14 protein-coding genes, 1 tRNA gene and 1 CRISPR repeat array are annotated in these 16,772 nt (G+C 37.4%); of the genes, 13 read left to right on the plus strand and 2 right to left on the minus strand.

All coding sequences use genetic code 11. The features are described 5' to 3' along the window. Positions 1 to 83: 83 nt before the first annotated feature. From ftsZ to WA338_RS16700, 5 genes are all read left to right on the plus strand, one after another. Positions 84 to 2,111, plus strand: a complete 2,028-nt coding sequence (gene ftsZ, locus WA338_RS16680) for a cell division protein FtsZ (RefSeq protein WP_225599352.1) — start codon at positions 84 to 86, stop codon at positions 2,109 to 2,111. 120 nt (positions 2,112 to 2,231) lie between these two features. After that, on the plus strand, positions 2,232 to 2,681 hold the full coding sequence (locus tag WA338_RS16685) for a GatB/YqeY domain-containing protein (protein WP_009781488.1): 450 nt from the start codon (positions 2,232 to 2,234) through the stop codon (positions 2,679 to 2,681). Positions 2,682 to 2,796: 115 nt separating this feature from the next. Next, positions 2,797 to 2,907, plus strand: a complete 111-nt coding sequence (locus tag WA338_RS16690) for a GIY-YIG nuclease family protein (RefSeq protein ID WP_262494754.1) — start codon at positions 2,797 to 2,799, stop codon at positions 2,905 to 2,907. A 128-nt stretch (positions 2,908 to 3,035) separates the two neighbouring features. Next, positions 3,036 to 3,109 (plus strand) — tRNA-Arg (locus WA338_RS16695). A 234-nt stretch (positions 3,110 to 3,343) separates the two neighbouring features. Further along, on the plus strand, positions 3,344 to 4,612 hold the full coding sequence (locus tag WA338_RS16700; protein WP_336094226.1) for a site-specific integrase: 1,269 nt from the start codon (positions 3,344 to 3,346) through the stop codon (positions 4,610 to 4,612). A 258-nt stretch (positions 4,613 to 4,870) separates the two neighbouring features. Here WA338_RS16700 and WA338_RS16705 read toward each other — a convergent pair whose 3' ends face one another. Beyond that, the gene (locus WA338_RS16705; protein ID WP_336094228.1) at positions 4,871 to 5,665 is read right to left on the minus strand and encodes a hypothetical protein; all 795 of its coding nucleotides are present in this window, start codon (positions 5,663 to 5,665) and stop codon (positions 4,871 to 4,873) included. A gap of 379 nt (positions 5,666 to 6,044) precedes the next feature. Between WA338_RS16705 and WA338_RS16710 the strand changes: the two genes are divergently transcribed. The 8 genes from WA338_RS16710 to WA338_RS16740 all read left to right on the plus strand — a co-directional run bounded on the left by WA338_RS16710 (position 6,045) and on the right by WA338_RS16740 (position 13,241). Beyond that, the gene (locus tag WA338_RS16710; protein WP_336094230.1) at positions 6,045 to 6,218 is read left to right on the plus strand and encodes a hypothetical protein; all 174 of its coding nucleotides are present in this window, start codon (positions 6,045 to 6,047) and stop codon (positions 6,216 to 6,218) included. Positions 6,219 to 6,536: 318 nt separating this feature from the next. Further along, the gene (locus WA338_RS16715; RefSeq protein ID WP_336094232.1) at positions 6,537 to 8,231 is read left to right on the plus strand and encodes a sensor histidine kinase; all 1,695 of its coding nucleotides are present in this window, start codon (positions 6,537 to 6,539) and stop codon (positions 8,229 to 8,231) included. Positions 8,232 to 8,245: 14 nt separating this feature from the next. Further along, complete coding sequence (locus WA338_RS16720) at positions 8,246 to 8,911, plus strand: DNA-binding response regulator (protein ID WP_336094233.1); 666 nt, start codon at positions 8,246 to 8,248, stop codon at positions 8,909 to 8,911. Positions 8,912 to 9,021: 110 nt separating this feature from the next. Then, positions 9,022 to 10,083, plus strand: a complete 1,062-nt coding sequence (locus tag WA338_RS16725; RefSeq protein WP_336094234.1) for a type I restriction endonuclease — start codon at positions 9,022 to 9,024, stop codon at positions 10,081 to 10,083. A gap of 424 nt (positions 10,084 to 10,507) precedes the next feature. After that, positions 10,508 to 10,666 (plus strand): excalibur calcium-binding domain-containing protein, encoded by a 159-nt coding sequence (locus tag WA338_RS18920; RefSeq protein WP_442913231.1) that lies wholly within the window; start codon positions 10,508 to 10,510, stop codon positions 10,664 to 10,666. A 3-nt stretch (positions 10,667 to 10,669) separates the two neighbouring features. After that, complete coding sequence (locus WA338_RS16730; RefSeq protein ID WP_336094236.1) at positions 10,670 to 11,062, plus strand: hypothetical protein; 393 nt, start codon at positions 10,670 to 10,672, stop codon at positions 11,060 to 11,062. A gap of 2 nt (positions 11,063 to 11,064) precedes the next feature. After that, entirely contained in the window at positions 11,065 to 12,327 is a 1,263-nt protein-coding gene (locus tag WA338_RS16735) for an ABC transporter permease (protein ID WP_336094238.1), read from the plus strand. Further along, positions 12,327 to 13,241, plus strand: coding sequence for a hypothetical protein (locus WA338_RS16740; RefSeq protein ID WP_336094240.1), 915 nt, complete (start codon positions 12,327 to 12,329; stop codon positions 13,239 to 13,241). The genes WA338_RS16735 and WA338_RS16740 overlap by 1 nt, the downstream gene beginning before the upstream one ends. A 1-nt stretch (position 13,242) precedes the next feature. Here the strand turns inward: WA338_RS16740 and WA338_RS16745 are convergent, their stop codons facing one another. Continuing rightward, positions 13,243 to 14,052: an endonuclease/exonuclease/phosphatase family protein gene (locus WA338_RS16745; protein WP_336094242.1), complete on the minus strand. Its 810-nt coding sequence runs from the start codon at positions 14,050 to 14,052 to the stop codon at positions 13,243 to 13,245. Between the two features lie 293 nt (positions 14,053 to 14,345). Then, positions 14,346 to 16,741: a CRISPR direct-repeat array (repeat unit 46 nt; unit sequence GTTGTGAATTGCTTTCAGAATACTAATTTTAGTGAGGATTCACAGG). Positions 16,742 to 16,772: the final 31 nt, after the last annotated feature.

Consider the following 16,772-nt stretch of genomic DNA (forward strand, 5'->3'; position numbering starts at 1 on the left):
AAAAAAAGAGATAAGCGAAATACGTTTATTAAAGCCAATAGAAAAAGAGAAAACACAAGAAACAACCGGTAAAACGACATATTATGAGCAACACAGATTTTGAAAACATTTCGTTTGATTTACCAAAAAATCAGAGCAACGTCATCAAAGTGATTGGCGTAGGTGGTGGTGGTAGTAATGCCATCAACCATATGTTTAGCCAAGGAATTAAAGGAGTAGACTTTGTAGTTTGTAACACAGATGCGCAAGCTTTAGAAAATAGCCCGGTGCCTATTAAAATTCAGTTGGGTGTAAGCCTTACCGAAGGTTTAGGTGCAGGTGCTAATCCAGAAGTTGGTGAGAAAGCTGCTATCGAGAGCTCTGAAGATGTAAAACAGATGCTTGGGACCAATACCAAAATGGTGTTTATCACTGCCGGAATGGGCGGTGGTACCGGAACCGGAGCAGCTCCTGTGATTGCAAAAATGTCAAAAGAGATGGATGTACTTACCGTAGGTATTGTGACGATTCCGTTTCAGTTTGAAGGTAAAATGCGTAATGAACAAGCTCAGCTAGGGGTCGAAAAATTACGTTCTCACGTTGATTCGCTTATCGTGATCAACAACAATAAATTGCGAGAGGTATATGGTAATCTTGGTTTTAAGGCGGGATTCAGCAAAGCAGACGAAGTTCTTGCTACAGCTTCAAGAGGTATTGCCGAAGTGATCACGCATCACTACACGCAAAACATTGACCTTCGTGATGCAAAAACCGTATTGAGTAATAGCGGAACCGCTATTATGGGTAGTGCTAATGCCAGTGGTGCGAGTCGTGCTCAGGACGCCATCAGAAAAGCATTAGACTCACCATTGTTGAACGACAATAAAATTACCGGTGCCAAGAACGTACTGTTGCTTATCGTTTCAGGAACCGAAGAGATCACTATTGATGAGATCGGTGAGATCAACGATCACATTCAAGATGAGGCTGGTCATAGCGCAAATATCATTATGGGTGTTGGAGAAGAAGAAAGCCTTGGTGATGCGATTTCGGTAACAATTATCGCAACGGGGTTTAATGTAGAACAGCAAAATGATATCGTTAATACCGAAACGAAGAAGATCATTCACACCCTAGAAGATGAGCAGCGTGCGCAACACGATCTTACACCTAAAAATACCGGAGGGACGTTAAATTTTGATACACCTGCGCCAAAGAAGGAAGCGCCGGCTCCTGAGAAAAAGCCTATCGTGCATACGCTTGATGATACGGATGATCCAATGGATCTGATGGTGAATAAGCCTAAGAAGGAAACACCAAAGCCTAAAATGGATTTGATCCCGACGACAGAGTTGATCAGAAACCTTCAGGTGGTGTATGAAGAAGTTTTAGATCATTCTGAACCTGAGATCACTTTTGAAGACGAGGAGGAAGAGCTAGAATTTAAAATCGTAAGTGTTGAAGAACCTACGTACAAACCTCAGGCAGATTTGTTTAATCAAGAGGAAGAAGAGCAGTTTACGCTTTCTTTTGACTTGCCATTAAATGAAAAAGCTTCTCCGGCACAAGAAGAATTTATTGCAGAAGATGAGGAGGAAGAAGTGGTGTATAATTTAGATGATGACATCAACGATATAGAGGTGAACAACCCTGTGGAAATCGTTTCGGTAACCGAAGTGAATGAAAACGGAGAAAAGCGTTACAGCCTTGATGATTATATGGAGATGGAAGATCATTTAAACAGTGCACAACCTACTCAGCAAAAACGAGCAGAACCTCAAAAGAAACAAGAGGAAGAGATCGCTTTTGAGCGCAAAACTGTTGCGCCTGTTGAGAAAGAAGAGGTAAAGGAAGAAGATGGTGATCCTATGAATGCGCCCATCTCTCAATTGCTTACCGAGCGCGCTGCAGAACGCAGACGTATGATGAAGGAGTTTAATTATAAATTCCATAATAATCAGTCGCGCATTGATGAGATTGAGAAGCAACCGGCTTATAAAAGAATGGGAGTAAATCTAGATTCAAACCCGAGTGCTAAAAGTTCTATTTCACGTACTTCTTTAAGCACCGATGAGAATGATGAGATGCAATTACGCAGAAACAATTCATTCTTACACGATAATGTCGATTAGTTAGTAAAAACCGATGTAGGAGCGGCCGTTAGTGAAAACTAGCGGCCTTTCTTTTTAGTGAAATGTGTGGTGTGAAAAGCGAATTTTGGCTATATTCGCTCTCCAAAAATTAGAGAAGTCATGAGTTTACAGACCGAAGTAATGACGGCGATGAAAGCAGCAATGAAAGCAAAAGATCAAAATGCACTTGCTTCTTTACGCGCTATTAAATCGGCTATTCTTACTGCTCAAACTGAAAGTGGAGCAGGAGAAGAATTGTCTGAAGAACAAGAGATCAAGATGCTTCAAAAATTGGTTAAGCAGCGCAAGGATAGTGCAGCGGTATATCAAGAGCAAGGTCGAGAGGAGATGGCTCAGGAAGAGCTGGATCAGGCTGCGGTTATCGAGCAGTTTTTACCAGAGCAGTTGAGCGAGGAGAAGATAGAAGAAGTAGTCGCTTCAATTATCGAGAAGACCGGAGCATCAGGCATGCAGGATATGGGCAAGGTGATGGGGCTTGCGTCTCAGGAACTTGCCGGAAAAGCAGATGGAAAAACAATTTCTACAATTGTAAAACGTAAATTAGCATAACGATTTTTCGCATTAGCGAAATAAATAGGCTCCGTGGCGCAACTGAATAGCGCATCAGACCTGCCTGCCGGCAGGCAGGTTTCGGCTCTGGGGTTGAGATTGAAATATTGGAAGGATGTATTTTGTCTATGTTTTACAAAGTTTAAAAGATGGTCGGCTCTATAAAGGCATGTCCGAAGATGTAGAAGAAAGACTAATACAGCATAACCGAGGAGAAAATAGATAAACAAAAGGATTTCTCCCGTGGAAATTGGTTTATAGTAAGGGCTTTACTTCCAGATTAGAAGCAAGAGAATATGAGAAATATTTGAAATCTGGAGTTGGGCGTGAATTTTTAAGAAGAATAGTGTAACTGGCCCCGTGGCGCAACTGAATAGCGCATCAGATTTCGGCTCTGAGGGTTGGGGGTTTGAATCCCTCCGGGGTCACAAAAGGTCCAAATAAATGGATGCAAAAACCACGTATTTTTATTAAATACGTGGTTTTCAAGTTTTTAGGCTATCATTTAATTTGAAGTGATTTCAGTTTAAATGGTAGCAATATGGTAACGTTTTTCCTTCGCGGTAACAATTTTTAACCGCTGAGAAAACTACCTCTTTACGAGTTTTGATGGGATTGGATTTGACTTTCGTAACAATCAAGTTTAATTTAAATCAAAAACTATGCGAACTTCAAAAACCTTTTCAATTCAGTTTTGGGCTGATACACGCAAAAACAAAAATGGGGAAGTGCTTATTTATGCACGAATCACCATGGATCAAAAGAGATTAAGCATTAGTCTCAAACGAAATGTTCCTCTAGAATTATGGGATAGTCAAAGTAAACGGGTTCTTGGTAACTCGGTTATGGCTAAACAACTGAATCAATATCTTGATCTGGCCAAATCTCAATTGTATCAAAGCTATATGGAGCTGAAAGCAGCAGATAAGGTGCTAACGGCTCAAATGATCAAGGATTATTTTATGGGGGATGATAAAAGCACTAAAACACTTGTTCAATTGATCGATTATCACAGTGAGAAAATCAAGGGCACACTTGCTAAGGGCACTATTCGGAATTTTCAAATTACGGAAAACTATGTTCTCAAATTCTTAAAATCAAATAAGCTTGAGGATATCTTTCTTTCGCGATTGGATTATAAGTTTATTTGCGATTTTGAGAGCTTTTTGGTGCAATACTACCCTAAAGGACATCCAAGAGCTATGAGTCACAATACGGTGATGAAACACATTCAGCGGCTACGCAAAATGATTCGACTCGCTTATCATTTAGAGTGGCTGGACAAGGATCCGTTTAGACGCTGGAAAACTACCTTTGAAAAAACAGATCGAGAATTCCTTTCTGAACACGAATTGTCTAATTTGGCTACCTATGAATTTCCACTAGAGCGTTTAGAACGTGTTCGTGATCTTTTTTTGTTTAGTTGTTATACCGGAATCAGTTATGCGGATTTAAACAAGCTAACACCTAATAATATCTGGAAGGGTGAAGACGATAAAAAATGGATTGTCACGAATCGACAGAAAACAAATACCCGTGTAAAAGTACCTTTAATGCCTACGGCTCTTAGGCTTATTGAAAAGTATAGGGAGCATCCATTAACAGAAGTTTCAGGTACTTTATTTCCACCTATAACTAACGAGCGCGCCAATTTATATTTAAAAGAAATTGCGGAGGCTTGTGGACTTGCCAAGAATCTGACGTTCCATATGGCACGTCATACGTTTGCTACAACGGTGACACTGAGCAATGGAATGCCCATAGAAACCGTATCTAAGCTTTTAGGACATACTAAAATAGCAACTACACAGATCTATGCCCGCGTTTTAGACAAAAAAGTAGAAGAGGATATGAGCAAACTTCAAGAAGTTCTGCAATCCAAAACTACTTCCTCCAATAAAGCTGCTGGTAGGTTGAAGATTATAAGATAGTGGCGGTTTAAATTTTGTTTTTGGAGACAGCCTTACTTTGCATGACCGTAGAAAAATATAGAATTAAAGGCTATTCATTCTAATTGAGGCTGTCCTGAAACATCAGTCAGCCTCTTTCTTTTTCGGAGTATTCATAAAGGCGCTGTCTTAATGTAAGCTCCCTGAGTGCTCTTATTGTGCTAAATTCGAACTAGTATGGAAGCATCCATTGTTTTAAGTAGTTCTAAAATCTTACTCGATTTTCATTTTTTGAACTCTTCATTTGGTGTCTTGAACAAATGATGAAGGCTTATTTTGATGTATAGGTACATATTTTTCAATAATGTATTCAGTTATTGCTTTAAGAGTTTCTCCATTTACAGGATGTAAGCCAGCAGAGGTGTAATATTCAATTTCTCCTTGATCATTTTTATAATACCAGAATAATGGTTTTTGATTCTGTTCAGAAAAGAATTGAGTCGTGATATCTACATCAACCCGTCTAAAGTTCTCAAAACGTTTTTTTTCATACGGCTCAATTGCAGTTCCATAAGTAGAATAGGCCCCTGATCCGCAGGCTATTTCTTCGAATTCAGAACCTGTCCAAGTCATGCATTTTATAGATGCACTTGGTTCGGATGCTCTATTCTTAGCGATAAAATAAACTATAATTATTAACGTCAGGGCGAATGTCCCAAAAATAGAAATCGAATACCATCTTTTTTGATTCGATATAGCTTTAACTTTTACGGATGAGTCATCAATTTCTTCATTTTCTCTTAAGCCAATTTCTTCTTGTAGTAGTTCCTTTGCTTTGTTTTTATCAACGAACTCAGCAAAATCATTATACCCCAAATATTTGCAAAGCCTATTGAGGGTATGCTTGCTAGGTCTACTTCCTTTTTTGCCTTCACTAATACAATATTTATAGGCTTTTGTTAGGGTTTTTGCACTAGGAGTATCAATTGTCATCGAGATATGATTGCTCCAAGCGTTAATGGAGTCTCCTGGGCAAGACATCTTTGCTTTTTCAAACGCTTGTAATACAATTCTTTTTTTAGCTTCTTCTCCCATGTTATCCTAAAAATACAAATTATCATTGGACATTTTTCGGACTAATTCTTAGTGAACCCTTGAATTTATTGACGTCCAAATTTTGTCTAAAAAATGTCCAAAACCTGTCTGCAACCAAACCTTCATCCTTCCTTTACTTTGTTCCTGAGAATGATTGCTGCTATGTATAGCTAACATAGCTTTTCTAGAACATTCATTCTTACGGAAATCTATAATGCAGTGGCTCGGCCAATTTGGAAAGTAGCTTAAAGCTGCTGCATAAGATTTCCACTTTCCAAAAAACAAACGGAGTACTCCAAAACTCAATGATGGCTGAAAAGCGAAACTCTGGGAACTACCCGGACAGCCATCCCTTTGTTCAATCACAAAATTTAAGAAGATGAAGAAAATTATAATAGCCCTATGTATTGTGGCATTTAATGGCGTGCTTGCCTCTTGTAGTGCAGACGCTTATGAAGAACGTTTAATTAGCAACACTCAGGCTACTGAAGGAGATGATGGGGAAGTAATTCCACCACCGCCACCGCCACCACCGTCAGAAGGTGACGAATAATGCAAATAAAACAAAAAGGCTTGTGGCAACCTACAAGCCTTTTTTAGTAGTTTTAGGCTAAAACACAAGATGTTGTATAGTCGCTTTTTTTTTATAATATGTTTTTTAACTATTGGATGTGCTAATCGTACAGATACGAGTTCAGATTTTAAGCATGCTAGAGGTGATCGTGATTCAATAAGTTATTATGATTTAAAAGCTCAGAAGAAGGAATACAGCTTACAACAGCGTAAACAGTTTGCCACTAAAGCTTTTATAAAGGTTCGGTATAAAACTGCCGATTCGCGTTTTGGACGTCTTCTCTACCAAAAGAACTATTTGCATTTACTTTTAGGTGAGTACGATAGTTTGTTGATTTATGATAAGGCAATGAATAGTGAGCATATTGCTATTGATCCTAATGTTTTAGCTCTTCAACAGTATCTGATGGGTTATTATTTTGATACGATTGATCAGCAGCCAGATAGTGCTTTTGTATGCTATACCAGATCTAAGTTTTACTATCAGCAGGTGTCTGATAGCATTGGTATGGGAAAAGCACTGCTAAATATGGGGAGAATACAAAAGAAGCAAAATGATTATTTTGGGAGTAAAGAGACTTTAACTGAAGCTTTAACATTTATAAAAGAAGAGACTGATGCTGATACTTATTTGTCAGTACTAGACAGGTTAGCTCAAAATCATCGAAAACTGCAAAATTTCGAGGAAGCCCAGGCACTTTACAAAATTATTATACCCAAAAGTCAGGGTGTCGATATAATAACTTATAAAAATAATCTCGCAACAATCTATATTGACTTAGGGGAATATTTGAAAGGACTAAAAATCCTCAGGCAGCTCAGTAGTGACTCTTTGGTAAATGAAAGTGATCAAAAAGCTAGGGTACTTGATAATTTGGCTTATGCAAGATGGCTATCAGGCGTAGATGTGAATGACGAGGCGTTTTTAGTTCCGCTTAGAATGCGTAGAATGGCTAACGATCAATTGGGAGCAATTGCAAGTTATACGCATTTAGGGGAATTTTACATGGGAAGACAACCAAATCGCGCTATGGTCTATTTTGATTCGGTGATTGATATTTCCCGAAATCCTAATAATCCGCGTGCAGAACAGGAAGCATTAAAATTTAAAATGCAGTTGGCTCCACAAAACATTACCTATAAGAACAGGTATATTACATTGCAAGACAGTTTGTCTGCATCTGAACTTAAAGTCAAAACCCAATTTGCAAAGTATAAATATGATGACAAATTAAAGCAAGAATCTATTCTAAGATTAGAGAAGGAAAAAGCAACAAAAGAATTAGAAGCATCGCGTGAGCGAACTGCTAAGTGGGCTTTTTTTATGGGTGTTTTGGGACTTTTGATTTTATTGGTTTTAGGTTTTTATCTCTATAAACAGCATGTAAGGCGCTTGAAAACCCAAAACAGGGCAGACCGGGTTGAGGCCTCTTATAAAACAGAAGCGTTATTATCGCAGCGCCTGCACGACGATTTTGGCGCTGGTTTGCATCACGTGATGCTTTTGGTACAGAGCAAATCTGAGCCAGAAAAAATACTCAACGAGCTTGATAAACTGTATCAGCAAAGCAGGGACTTTTCTCGCGAGATCAATGCAGTGGATACGGGAGTGAACTATAAGGAGGCGCTTTACACCATGCTTGACCAGATTAAACCTGAAAATACCCGGCTGCTTATTTCGGGAAGTAAGGAAATTGCCTGGCAAGTTTTGAGCAATGTGACAAAAATAACGCTGTATAAAGTTTTACGGGAACTTTTTATCAATATGGCGAAACACAGTCAAGCTACGATAGTCACTTTAAACTTTAAAACGAATTCTGATGATATTGAAATACGTTATTCTGATAACGGAGTAGGGGTATCTCAAAACGAGAAAATTATAAAAAATGGACTTCTCAATACAGAAAAACGTATTGAAGCCATAGGGGGAACGATTACTTTTGATTCTAAACAAGGCGATGGATTTAAGGCATTAATTACGATGCCTATTTAAAAAGGCAACTCAATATGTTTAAAAAAGTTTTGATAGCAGAAGATTTTCAAGGAGATAACAAGAGTATTGTAGATACCTTGAAAGCTAAACTAAGAATACCTGAAGTACAGGAAGAGTTTTATTGTGACAAAGCGTTTAATCGCCTCAAAGTTGCTCATATAAAGCAAGAAGCCTACGATGTACTGATCACTGATCTTTCGTTTAAGAAAGATCATACTCATCAAAATATAGTTTCAGGATATGAACTGATAAAGGTTTCCAGAAAGCTCCAGCCTGATATTAAAATCATCGTAAACTCCATGGAGGAAAACCCGGTTCAAATTAAAACGCTATTTGACTCCTATAAGATTAATGCATATGTGTGTAAAGGCAGACAGAGCTTGGATGAATTAGTAAAAGCAATGGAGCTTGTGAGGGATGGAGCGTTTTATATTTCTCCTCAAATTGATCTCAACTTGGGAAAGAATTTATTTGAGCTCGATGAACTTGATCTGGTTATTTTAAAGAATCTAGCAAATGGTTTGAGTAAAAAGCAGATTCGAGTAAAATTGAAAAAAATGGATTTGAGGCCGAATAGCGAAAGCGCTATAGATAAACGTGTAAGCAAACTTTTTGATGAATTTGGCGCTAAGAATTCTACAGAACTGGTCGCCAAGCTTATTCGGGAAGGGTTAATCTAAAATCCAATATCATTTTAGTAAAAAAATCAATGCCTTACAGATTTCTGTAAGGCATTGATTTTTAATAGCCCTAGGTTTGAAATTTTATTAACTCAAACAAGTGGTGACCTATGGAACTCAATAATCAACTTAAAGCTCTTGCTGATAAAATAGATCGTCTAAAAGATCAAATAGAAACAGAAGAGTCTACTAAGCACGCTTTTGTATTACCATTTATTAATCTGCTAGGGTATGATACTTTTAATCCACTAGAAGTAGTTCCAGAGTTTACAGCTGACTTAGGTCTTAAAAAGGGAGAGAAAGTTGATTATGCGATTTTTCAAGATGGGCAACCTATAATCATCATTGAGTGTAAAAATTGGAGGGAAAAGATGGATCCTCATAATTCGCAGCTGTTCCGTTATTTTCATGTTTCTAAAACAAGATTTGCCTTATTAACCAACGGCATAGAATATCGTTTCTATACCGATTTGGAGAATCCTAACAAAATGGATGAAAAGCCTTTTTTAGAGTTTGACATTACTAAACTTAAAGAGAATGTGGTAACCGAGATTGCAAAATTTCATAAATCCAATTTTGATGTACATAAGATTGTAGACAACGCGAGCTCTTTAAAGTACACTAAAGAAATTCGAAAACTAATCTCAAGAGAGCTGCAGTCCCCTTCTTTCAATTTTGTAAAACTTTTCGCAAGTGAAGTGTATAGTGGCAGATTAACCGAAAAAGTAATGACTGAGTTTACTGGTTTAGTTGAAAAGGCGTTTAATCAAACAATAAGTGATCGGGTAAATGACCGTCTTAATGCAGCATTAAATAAAGAAGCAGAAGAACAACAAGAAATTATACCTGAACCAGAGGAAATAAGTAAGGTGGTGACAACCGAAGAGGAGTTAGAAGGATACAGAATTGTCGTAGCCATTTTACGTCGTAAACTGGATGTAACTAGAATCGTGCATCGAGATACCCAATCTTATTTTGGGATTTTGCTGGATGATAATAATCGAAAACCATTATGCCGATTGCATTTTAACGGAGGAACAAAATATATTGGACTGTTTGACTCCAAAAAGAACGAGCAAAGACAAGTTCTGTCTTCTTTAGATGACATTTATCAATTTGAAGACAAACTGTTGGAAACAGTAGATTTTTATGAAGAGAATAATTCTAGTTAAATCATCATACAGTTACTGTAAGGGAAGGGTAGGTTTAGATTTAATTTAAAGTCAATTCGATATGAAAAAATATTACGTAAACAATAAAGCACAAGATAATGGAGATCACGAAGTACATAGTGAGGATTGTTTCTGGTTATCTCTAGCTATTAGTTCAAAATACTTAGGTCAATATAATAACTGCTCTTCTGCTGTAAGAGAGGCCAAGAAAACATATCCTAGAGCTAATGGGTGTAAGACTTGTTCTAAGGAATGTCATACAACTTAAATAGTAATACCTGTGGGATACCGAAAAGGTTATTATCGAAAAGACGGGACCTATGTTCAAGGTCATTATACAAGCAAGACCAGTTTGAAGCAAAAGGATAGATAAAAAAAGGGATGCTCCCTTTTGGTGGTGGCTACCGTTGCCATTGTGAGCGTTATGGGATGTGATCCTGACGCTGATTGCCCATCTAAAAAATGTTCTGATTACAGTAGTCAGACTCAGGCGCAAAAGGATTTCAGTGAAAATACAGCTTACCTTGAGAATTTGGATCCTGATAAGGATGGGATCCCTTGTGAAAACTTACCAAATACTTAAATTATGATATCTACCGAATTAAAGAGCCATTTTCTCAGGCTTTATCAAATGGCTTTCTCTGACGATAATTTTGATGTCCTAGAGATGAAAATGCTTTACCATTTTGCAGAAGAACGCGGGGTAAGCAGGGCTGAGCTGGATACTATACTTGTCAATCCCTCGCACAACTCGGCAGTCCCAGACTCAACCGAGGAGAAAATATCTTACCTCTATGATTTGGCCCTTATGATCTGGGCAGATGGTAAAGTAGATCCAGACGAATTGGTCACGCTCAAAAAATACTGTCTAAAGTTTGGTTTTTTAGATGAGAATATTCCAGAGCTCACCTCTTTTTTGTTAGAGAACGCAGAAAAAAAACTGCCTAAACAACAGTTGATGAATTTAATACAAGAGTAATTATGAGTAGTCTGAAAAGCATTTTTACAGTAAAAAAGAACGAGAAAATTCCTGAAGAGAAACCTCAAGTTGAGGATGTTAAGCAAGTGAAACTTACCTTTTTTGAAAGTGGCTATGGCTCGTCAAAGCAGGCAGAGGGAAATCACCGCGTTTTTAGAACTTGTCTTGAAGAAGTCTATATGGATTATAAAGGCAAATGTCGTGAGAATGAGCAGTTGCAGAAAGAGCTTAAGGCTCCTTATCTCGATGAGAAAGGGAGACAGGAAACCGAATTGAAAAAGCGAAAAACCGTACTTGGTCTTTTAGAAGAAACCATTCAGGCTATAGAGAGCAAAATACGCTCCTTAAAAAGTGATATGGTTGAGGTTAAGCGTACGCCTGAAGTATATGGTCTGGAAGTAGACAAGCGCCCTAAGGCTCAGTTTTATATAGGATTATTTGTATTACTGCCCATAACACTCTATTTATTGGTCTTTTATATTTCAGCTTCCTATTCTGCTTTTTTCAAGAATTTTGACTCCGATAAATTGGGCGAGGCAATTTTTGATGCTCACGCTTTTTCAAATGCTTTTAAAGCTAGCTGGCAGGAAGGTATTTTTGTTATTACTATACCTTTTGCCTTTATGGGGTTGGGGTACTTGATTCATATGTTTCAAAAGCAGAAGGGTATAATGAGCTTTGTTAAAATAGGGATGCTCTTTACGATCACCTTTATTTTTGATGCCATTTTAGCTTATCTCATTGAACAAAAGCTCTATGATTTTTATAAGACACCTGATTCACCACCATTTGATTTAACTATAGCTTTTTCATCTGTGGAATTTTGGGGGATTATTTTTGCTGGTTTCATTGTTTACATCATTTGGGGATTGGTGTTTGATTTCATTATGAAAGAGTATGAAAATTTTGACCTGATCAAATCTTTTATCCGTTCCAAACAGGAAGAGATTAAGAACGAGGAACTTGAATTGAATAAAGCCAAAGAAAAACTTCCGCCAATTAAAGAAGAGATTTCAGGTATCGAAGGGAAAATACTGGATCTACAGCGTACTATTGATGGCTTTGTTTTTTCAAATAAACATTACCTCACCTATCACGCAGAATATGTGAAAGGTTGGTTTTTAGCAATTGCAGACAATTTTGATGGGCGGAAACGCCAAGAAGAATTGTACAGAAGCTGCGAAGAGCAGGAAAAGCTACACCTAGTAAAATACAATATTGACAACGAAGACTATGAGGGACGTCTGTATAAACTGATTAACTAATGAGAATTAAAGTAATTGCCAATCTAATATTATTAAGTTTTTTAATAGTTGCCTGCAAAAGTGAACCTAAAGAAGCTCATAAAGCCGTTGCAGAATCTAACGAGCATGTGGTCAGATTGTCTCCAGAAAGGCCCGACTTGAATGTAAGTATTTTACTTGATCTCTCAGATCGAATCAATCCGGATAAGTATCCAGATGAAGCTATGCAATTTTATGAAAGAGATTTGGGGTATATCAACTCTATAGCGAATGCTTTTGAAATTCATTTGAGAAATAAGCGATCGATAAAAATCAATGATCAAATACAGCTTTATATCGACCCGGAGCCTGCAGATAGTAAGCTTAATAAAAAGCTAGCAGATTTAAAATTGAAGTTTACCAGAGATAATGCAATTAAAGATAAAATCCTTGCAGTTACTGAAAGATATGACAGTATTCCCAAGCTTATTTACGAAGCATCAATTTTAGATGACGCCTACGTAGGCTCTGACGTCTGGAGGTTTTTTAAAAATAAGGTTAATGATTTTTGCATTGAAGAAGATCACCGGAACATACTAGTAATTCTAACAGATGGATATATTTATCATAAGAACACTGTGCTAAAAGAAAACGGCTTAACATCTTACCTGACCCCACAAACCATACGCGGATTTAAATTAAATATGAGTAACTGGGAGGAAAATATAGAAGCTAAGAATTATGGCTTCATCCCAGCAAATAAAAATTTAAATACTCTAGAGGTTCTGGTATTAGGCATAAACCCCGATCCTAAAAATCCATATGAGGAGGATGTTATTCTCAAGTATTGGGAAGACTGGTTTGCCAAAATGGGAATTGAAACATATGAGCTCAAACAAGCACTGCTACCTTCAGATATGAATGCTATTATTCAAGAATTTATATGGGATGAGTAAATTAATTCAGACTAAATTTGATATAGACGGGTAAGTGGTCTGAAAGTTTACGAGCTTTATCCAGCTGATCACAAGACATTACAAAGTCGAGCACTCCGCTATCAATGTATGTTAGATCCTTTGAATAGAATACATTGTCAATTGCGTGGTTAAGGTAGTCTAATCCGGTGCACGATCGTTTTAGAGTAGTTTTTTGCTCGACTAAAGCAGGAACGAAGCCGTTACTTTTTAATGTGTTAAATACAGAGTCTTGTACTGTGGTATTAAAATCTCCAGCAAAAATTAAAGATCCCGTTTTAGCATTGACAATGTGTTCAGATATTGCTTTTATTTCAGCTTGAGGATTATTATCGTGAGGTCTGGAATGAAAGTTTATAACTTGTAAAACCTTTGAGTCAAGATAAAAGTTTATCGTGAAGGGTTCACGATCTACTTTTGAATCCAGAGCAGCGATAAGCTTACCTCTATTCTTAATTTTAATATTAGAAGTTTTCCAGATGAACGCATAGCGCTCAGTTACGTACTTCGAACTATTCGTAGGGTCACTTATTACATAATCCCATTTAGCCCCTTTGCGGTTTAGAATGTCTGATAGCTTAGCTACAGCCTGAGCTCCCCCATAACCTGCAACAACTTCTTGAATAGCAATTATGTCTGTATCTCTGAGTATTTCTGCAATCTGCTCAAGTTCTTCTGTGTTTTTGGTTTTTCCAAAATCTTGAATGTTCCAGGAAGCAAGGATAAGTTCTTTTTGTTGAGAAAAGGATGCGAAAGAACAAAACAGTAAAACTAACAGTATATATTTTTTCATCAATGATCTAATTTGGCTAGAAATCTAAAAATACAACTATTCAGATATTTGATTTTATAGATATCTGTATAGCAAAACTAAAATTACCAAAGACTTGTAGTGCACTAACTAAATATGAAACTAGGGTTAAGCTTTATATTATTTAATTTTAGTGAGGATTCACAGGGAGTTGCTAAGCCAAATTAGCGGTGTAGAGGTTGTGAATTGCTTTAGCTCCGCTGAACCTTGGATTTGTGTTGTTGCTTATCGGAGATATAGGATTTCAATCGGTGTTGATTTTAGAAGCGGGAAGTTGTTTTTGGAGGTTTCAGAATACTAATTTTAGTGAGGATTCACAGGCACCGGAAGCCAGACCCGCAATGAGTTCGCGTTGTGAATTGCTTTCAGAATACTAATTTTAGTGAGGATTCACAGGGAACTAAAAGCCTGGGAAGAAGTAAAGATAGTTGTGAATTGCTTTCAGAATACTAATTTTAGTGAGGATTCACAGGGTCAACTCGGTAAGAATAGCGGAACAGGTTGTTGTGAATTGCTTTCAGAATACTAATTTTAGTGAGGATTCACAGGACTTGATCGCCTTGCTGTTTTGCTTTGATAGTTGTGAATTGCTTTCAGAATACTAATTTTAGTGAGGATTCACAGGCACAGCTATAAGTAACTCTATAGCTAATTCGTTGTGAATTGCTTTCAGAATACTAATTTTAGTGAGGATTCACAGGATCGTGTAGATGAAGGGCAGGCAGTGACTGTTGTGAATTGCTTTCAGAATACTAATTTTAGTGAGGATTCACAGGTTTCTGTAGCACAACTGGCAGACGCGATCAGTTGTGAATTGCTTTCAGAATACTAATTTTAGTGAGGATTCACAGGTTAGATGAAGAGGTAACGGTAAGTGCTGTTGTTGTGAATTGCTTTCAGAATACTAATTTTAGTGAGGATTCACAGGATTAACGGAATGATTGATTTAACATCATTGGTTGTGAATTGCTTTCAGAATACTAATTTTAGTGAGGATTCACAGGATCATAAACCTTTATAGCAAAGTAGCAACCGTTGTGAATTGCTTTCAGAATACTAATTTTAGTGAGGATTCACAGGCGCGAACAAGCAAAGTATATCAGGCGTTGCGTTGTGAATTGCTTTCAGAATACTAATTTTAGTGAGGATTCACAGGAATCAAAGCGGTCTTGTTAGAATCGCAATTGTTGTGAATTGCTTTCAGAATACTAATTTTAGTGAGGATTCACAGGGGTTGCCAAATCATAGCATTATGCAACTGGTTGTGAATTGCTTTCAGAATACTAATTTTAGTGAGGATTCACAGGCAAGCGGAAACGACATACCTATAGGCACCAGTTGTGAATTGCTTTCAGAATACTAATTTTAGTGAGGATTCACAGGCATATTTCCCTTCCGGAGGAATCACCTGCGGTTGTGAATTGCTTTCAGAATACTAATTTTAGTGAGGATTCACAGGCAGAAGTAGCAGAACTTAAAGACCAGTTAGGTTGTGAATTGCTTTCAGAATACTAATTTTAGTGAGGATTCACAGGTGCGTAAAAAAAAGGCCGATGCTATCAAAGGTTGTGAATTGCTTTCAGAATACTAATTTTAGTGAGGATTCACAGGGAATCATACACGATGGATAAAGGTGGCATTGTTGTGAATTGCTTTCAGAATACTAATTTTAGTGAGGATTCACAGGACTGTAAAACTGTACAACCGGGAGGTGATCGTTGTGAATTGCTTTCAGAATACTAATTTTAGTGAGGATTCACAGGTATATCGCCTTTAAAAGATGTTTGTGTCGCGTTGTGAATTGCTTTCAGAATACTAATTTTAGTGAGGATTCACAGGTCGTGAGGCATCAAATGCTCAAGCTCTGCAGTTGTGAATTGCTTTCAGAATACTAATTTTAGTGAGGATTCACAGGCAGAAAGGTGCTGCAACTGATCAAGATGTAGTTGTGAATTGCTTTCAGAATACTAATTTTAGTGAGGATTCACAGGGAATCATACACGATGGATAAAGGTGGCATTGTTGTGAATTGCTTTCAGAATACTAATTTTAGTGAGGATTCACAGGACATCGTTATGATCCCTGCTGACTTTAAAGGTTGTGAATTGCTTTCAGAATACTAATTTTAGTGAGGATTCACAGGCTTTGCTACAATTTCGGTGATGTCACCGCGTTGTGAATTGCTTTCAGAATACTAATTTTAGTGAGGATTCACAGGCAGAAACCCACCGTTGTTGGCTTCAACCTCGTTGTGAATTGCTTTCAGAATACTAATTTTAGTGAGGATTCACAGGTAATGGCTGAGTTTGAAAAAGCACTCACTGTTGTGAATTGCTTTCAGAATACTAATTTTAGTGAGGATTCACAGGCAGTGCGTGGCAAGGGATTGCAAAGTCAAAGTTGTGAATTGCTTTCAGAATACTAATTTTAGTGAGGATTCACAGGAATGTGACTTATAACCCAGGTAGTTTCTTGTTGTGAATTGCTTTCAGAATACTAATTTTAGTGAGGATTCACAGGATATTTCTAAGTCTGTTTTCATTCTTCACTGTTGTGAATTGCTTTCAGAATACTAATTTTAGTGAGGATTCACAGGGTCTGGCTGGGGCGATCAAGAGTATTTAGGTTGTGAATTGCTTTCAGAATACTAATTTTAGTGAGGATTCACAGGCTTGAATCTAGCTATATGATGGAGGCAGTCG

This window comes from Leeuwenhoekiella sp. CH_XMU1409-2, from assembly GCF_037029365.1.
Lineage (GTDB): Bacteria > Bacteroidota > Bacteroidia > Flavobacteriales > Flavobacteriaceae > Leeuwenhoekiella > Leeuwenhoekiella blandensis.

Bases quoted from the DNA above. Each gene is read 5' to 3' on its own strand.
- WA338_RS16735 (WP_336094238.1), top strand. From the start codon at position 11,065: ATGAGTAGTCTGAAAAGCATTTTTACAGTAAAAAAGAACGAGAAAATT.
- WA338_RS16700 (WP_336094226.1), top strand. From the start codon at position 3,344: ATGCGAACTTCAAAAACCTTTTCAATTCAGTTTTGGGCTGATACACGC.
- WA338_RS16740 (WP_336094240.1), top strand. From the start codon at position 12,327: ATGAGAATTAAAGTAATTGCCAATCTAATATTATTAAGTTTTTTAATA.
- ftsZ (WP_225599352.1), top strand. From the start codon at position 84: ATGAGCAACACAGATTTTGAAAACATTTCGTTTGATTTACCAAAAAAT.
- WA338_RS16685 (WP_009781488.1), top strand. From the start codon at position 2,232: ATGAGTTTACAGACCGAAGTAATGACGGCGATGAAAGCAGCAATGAAA.
- WA338_RS16745 (WP_336094242.1), bottom strand. From the start codon at position 14,052: ATGAAAAAATATATACTGTTAGTTTTACTGTTTTGTTCTTTCGCATCC.
- WA338_RS16690 (WP_262494754.1), top strand. From the start codon at position 2,797: ATGTATTTTGTCTATGTTTTACAAAGTTTAAAAGATGGTCGGCTCTAT.
- WA338_RS16725 (WP_336094234.1), top strand. From the start codon at position 9,022: ATGGAACTCAATAATCAACTTAAAGCTCTTGCTGATAAAATAGATCGT.
- WA338_RS16720 (WP_336094233.1), top strand. From the start codon at position 8,246: ATGTTTAAAAAAGTTTTGATAGCAGAAGATTTTCAAGGAGATAACAAG.
- WA338_RS16730 (WP_336094236.1), top strand. From the start codon at position 10,670: ATGATATCTACCGAATTAAAGAGCCATTTTCTCAGGCTTTATCAAATG.
- WA338_RS16710 (WP_336094230.1), top strand. From the start codon at position 6,045: ATGAAGAAAATTATAATAGCCCTATGTATTGTGGCATTTAATGGCGTG.
- WA338_RS16705 (WP_336094228.1), bottom strand. From the start codon at position 5,665: ATGGGAGAAGAAGCTAAAAAAAGAATTGTATTACAAGCGTTTGAAAAA.
- WA338_RS18920 (WP_442913231.1), top strand. From the start codon at position 10,508: ATGGGATGTGATCCTGACGCTGATTGCCCATCTAAAAAATGTTCTGAT.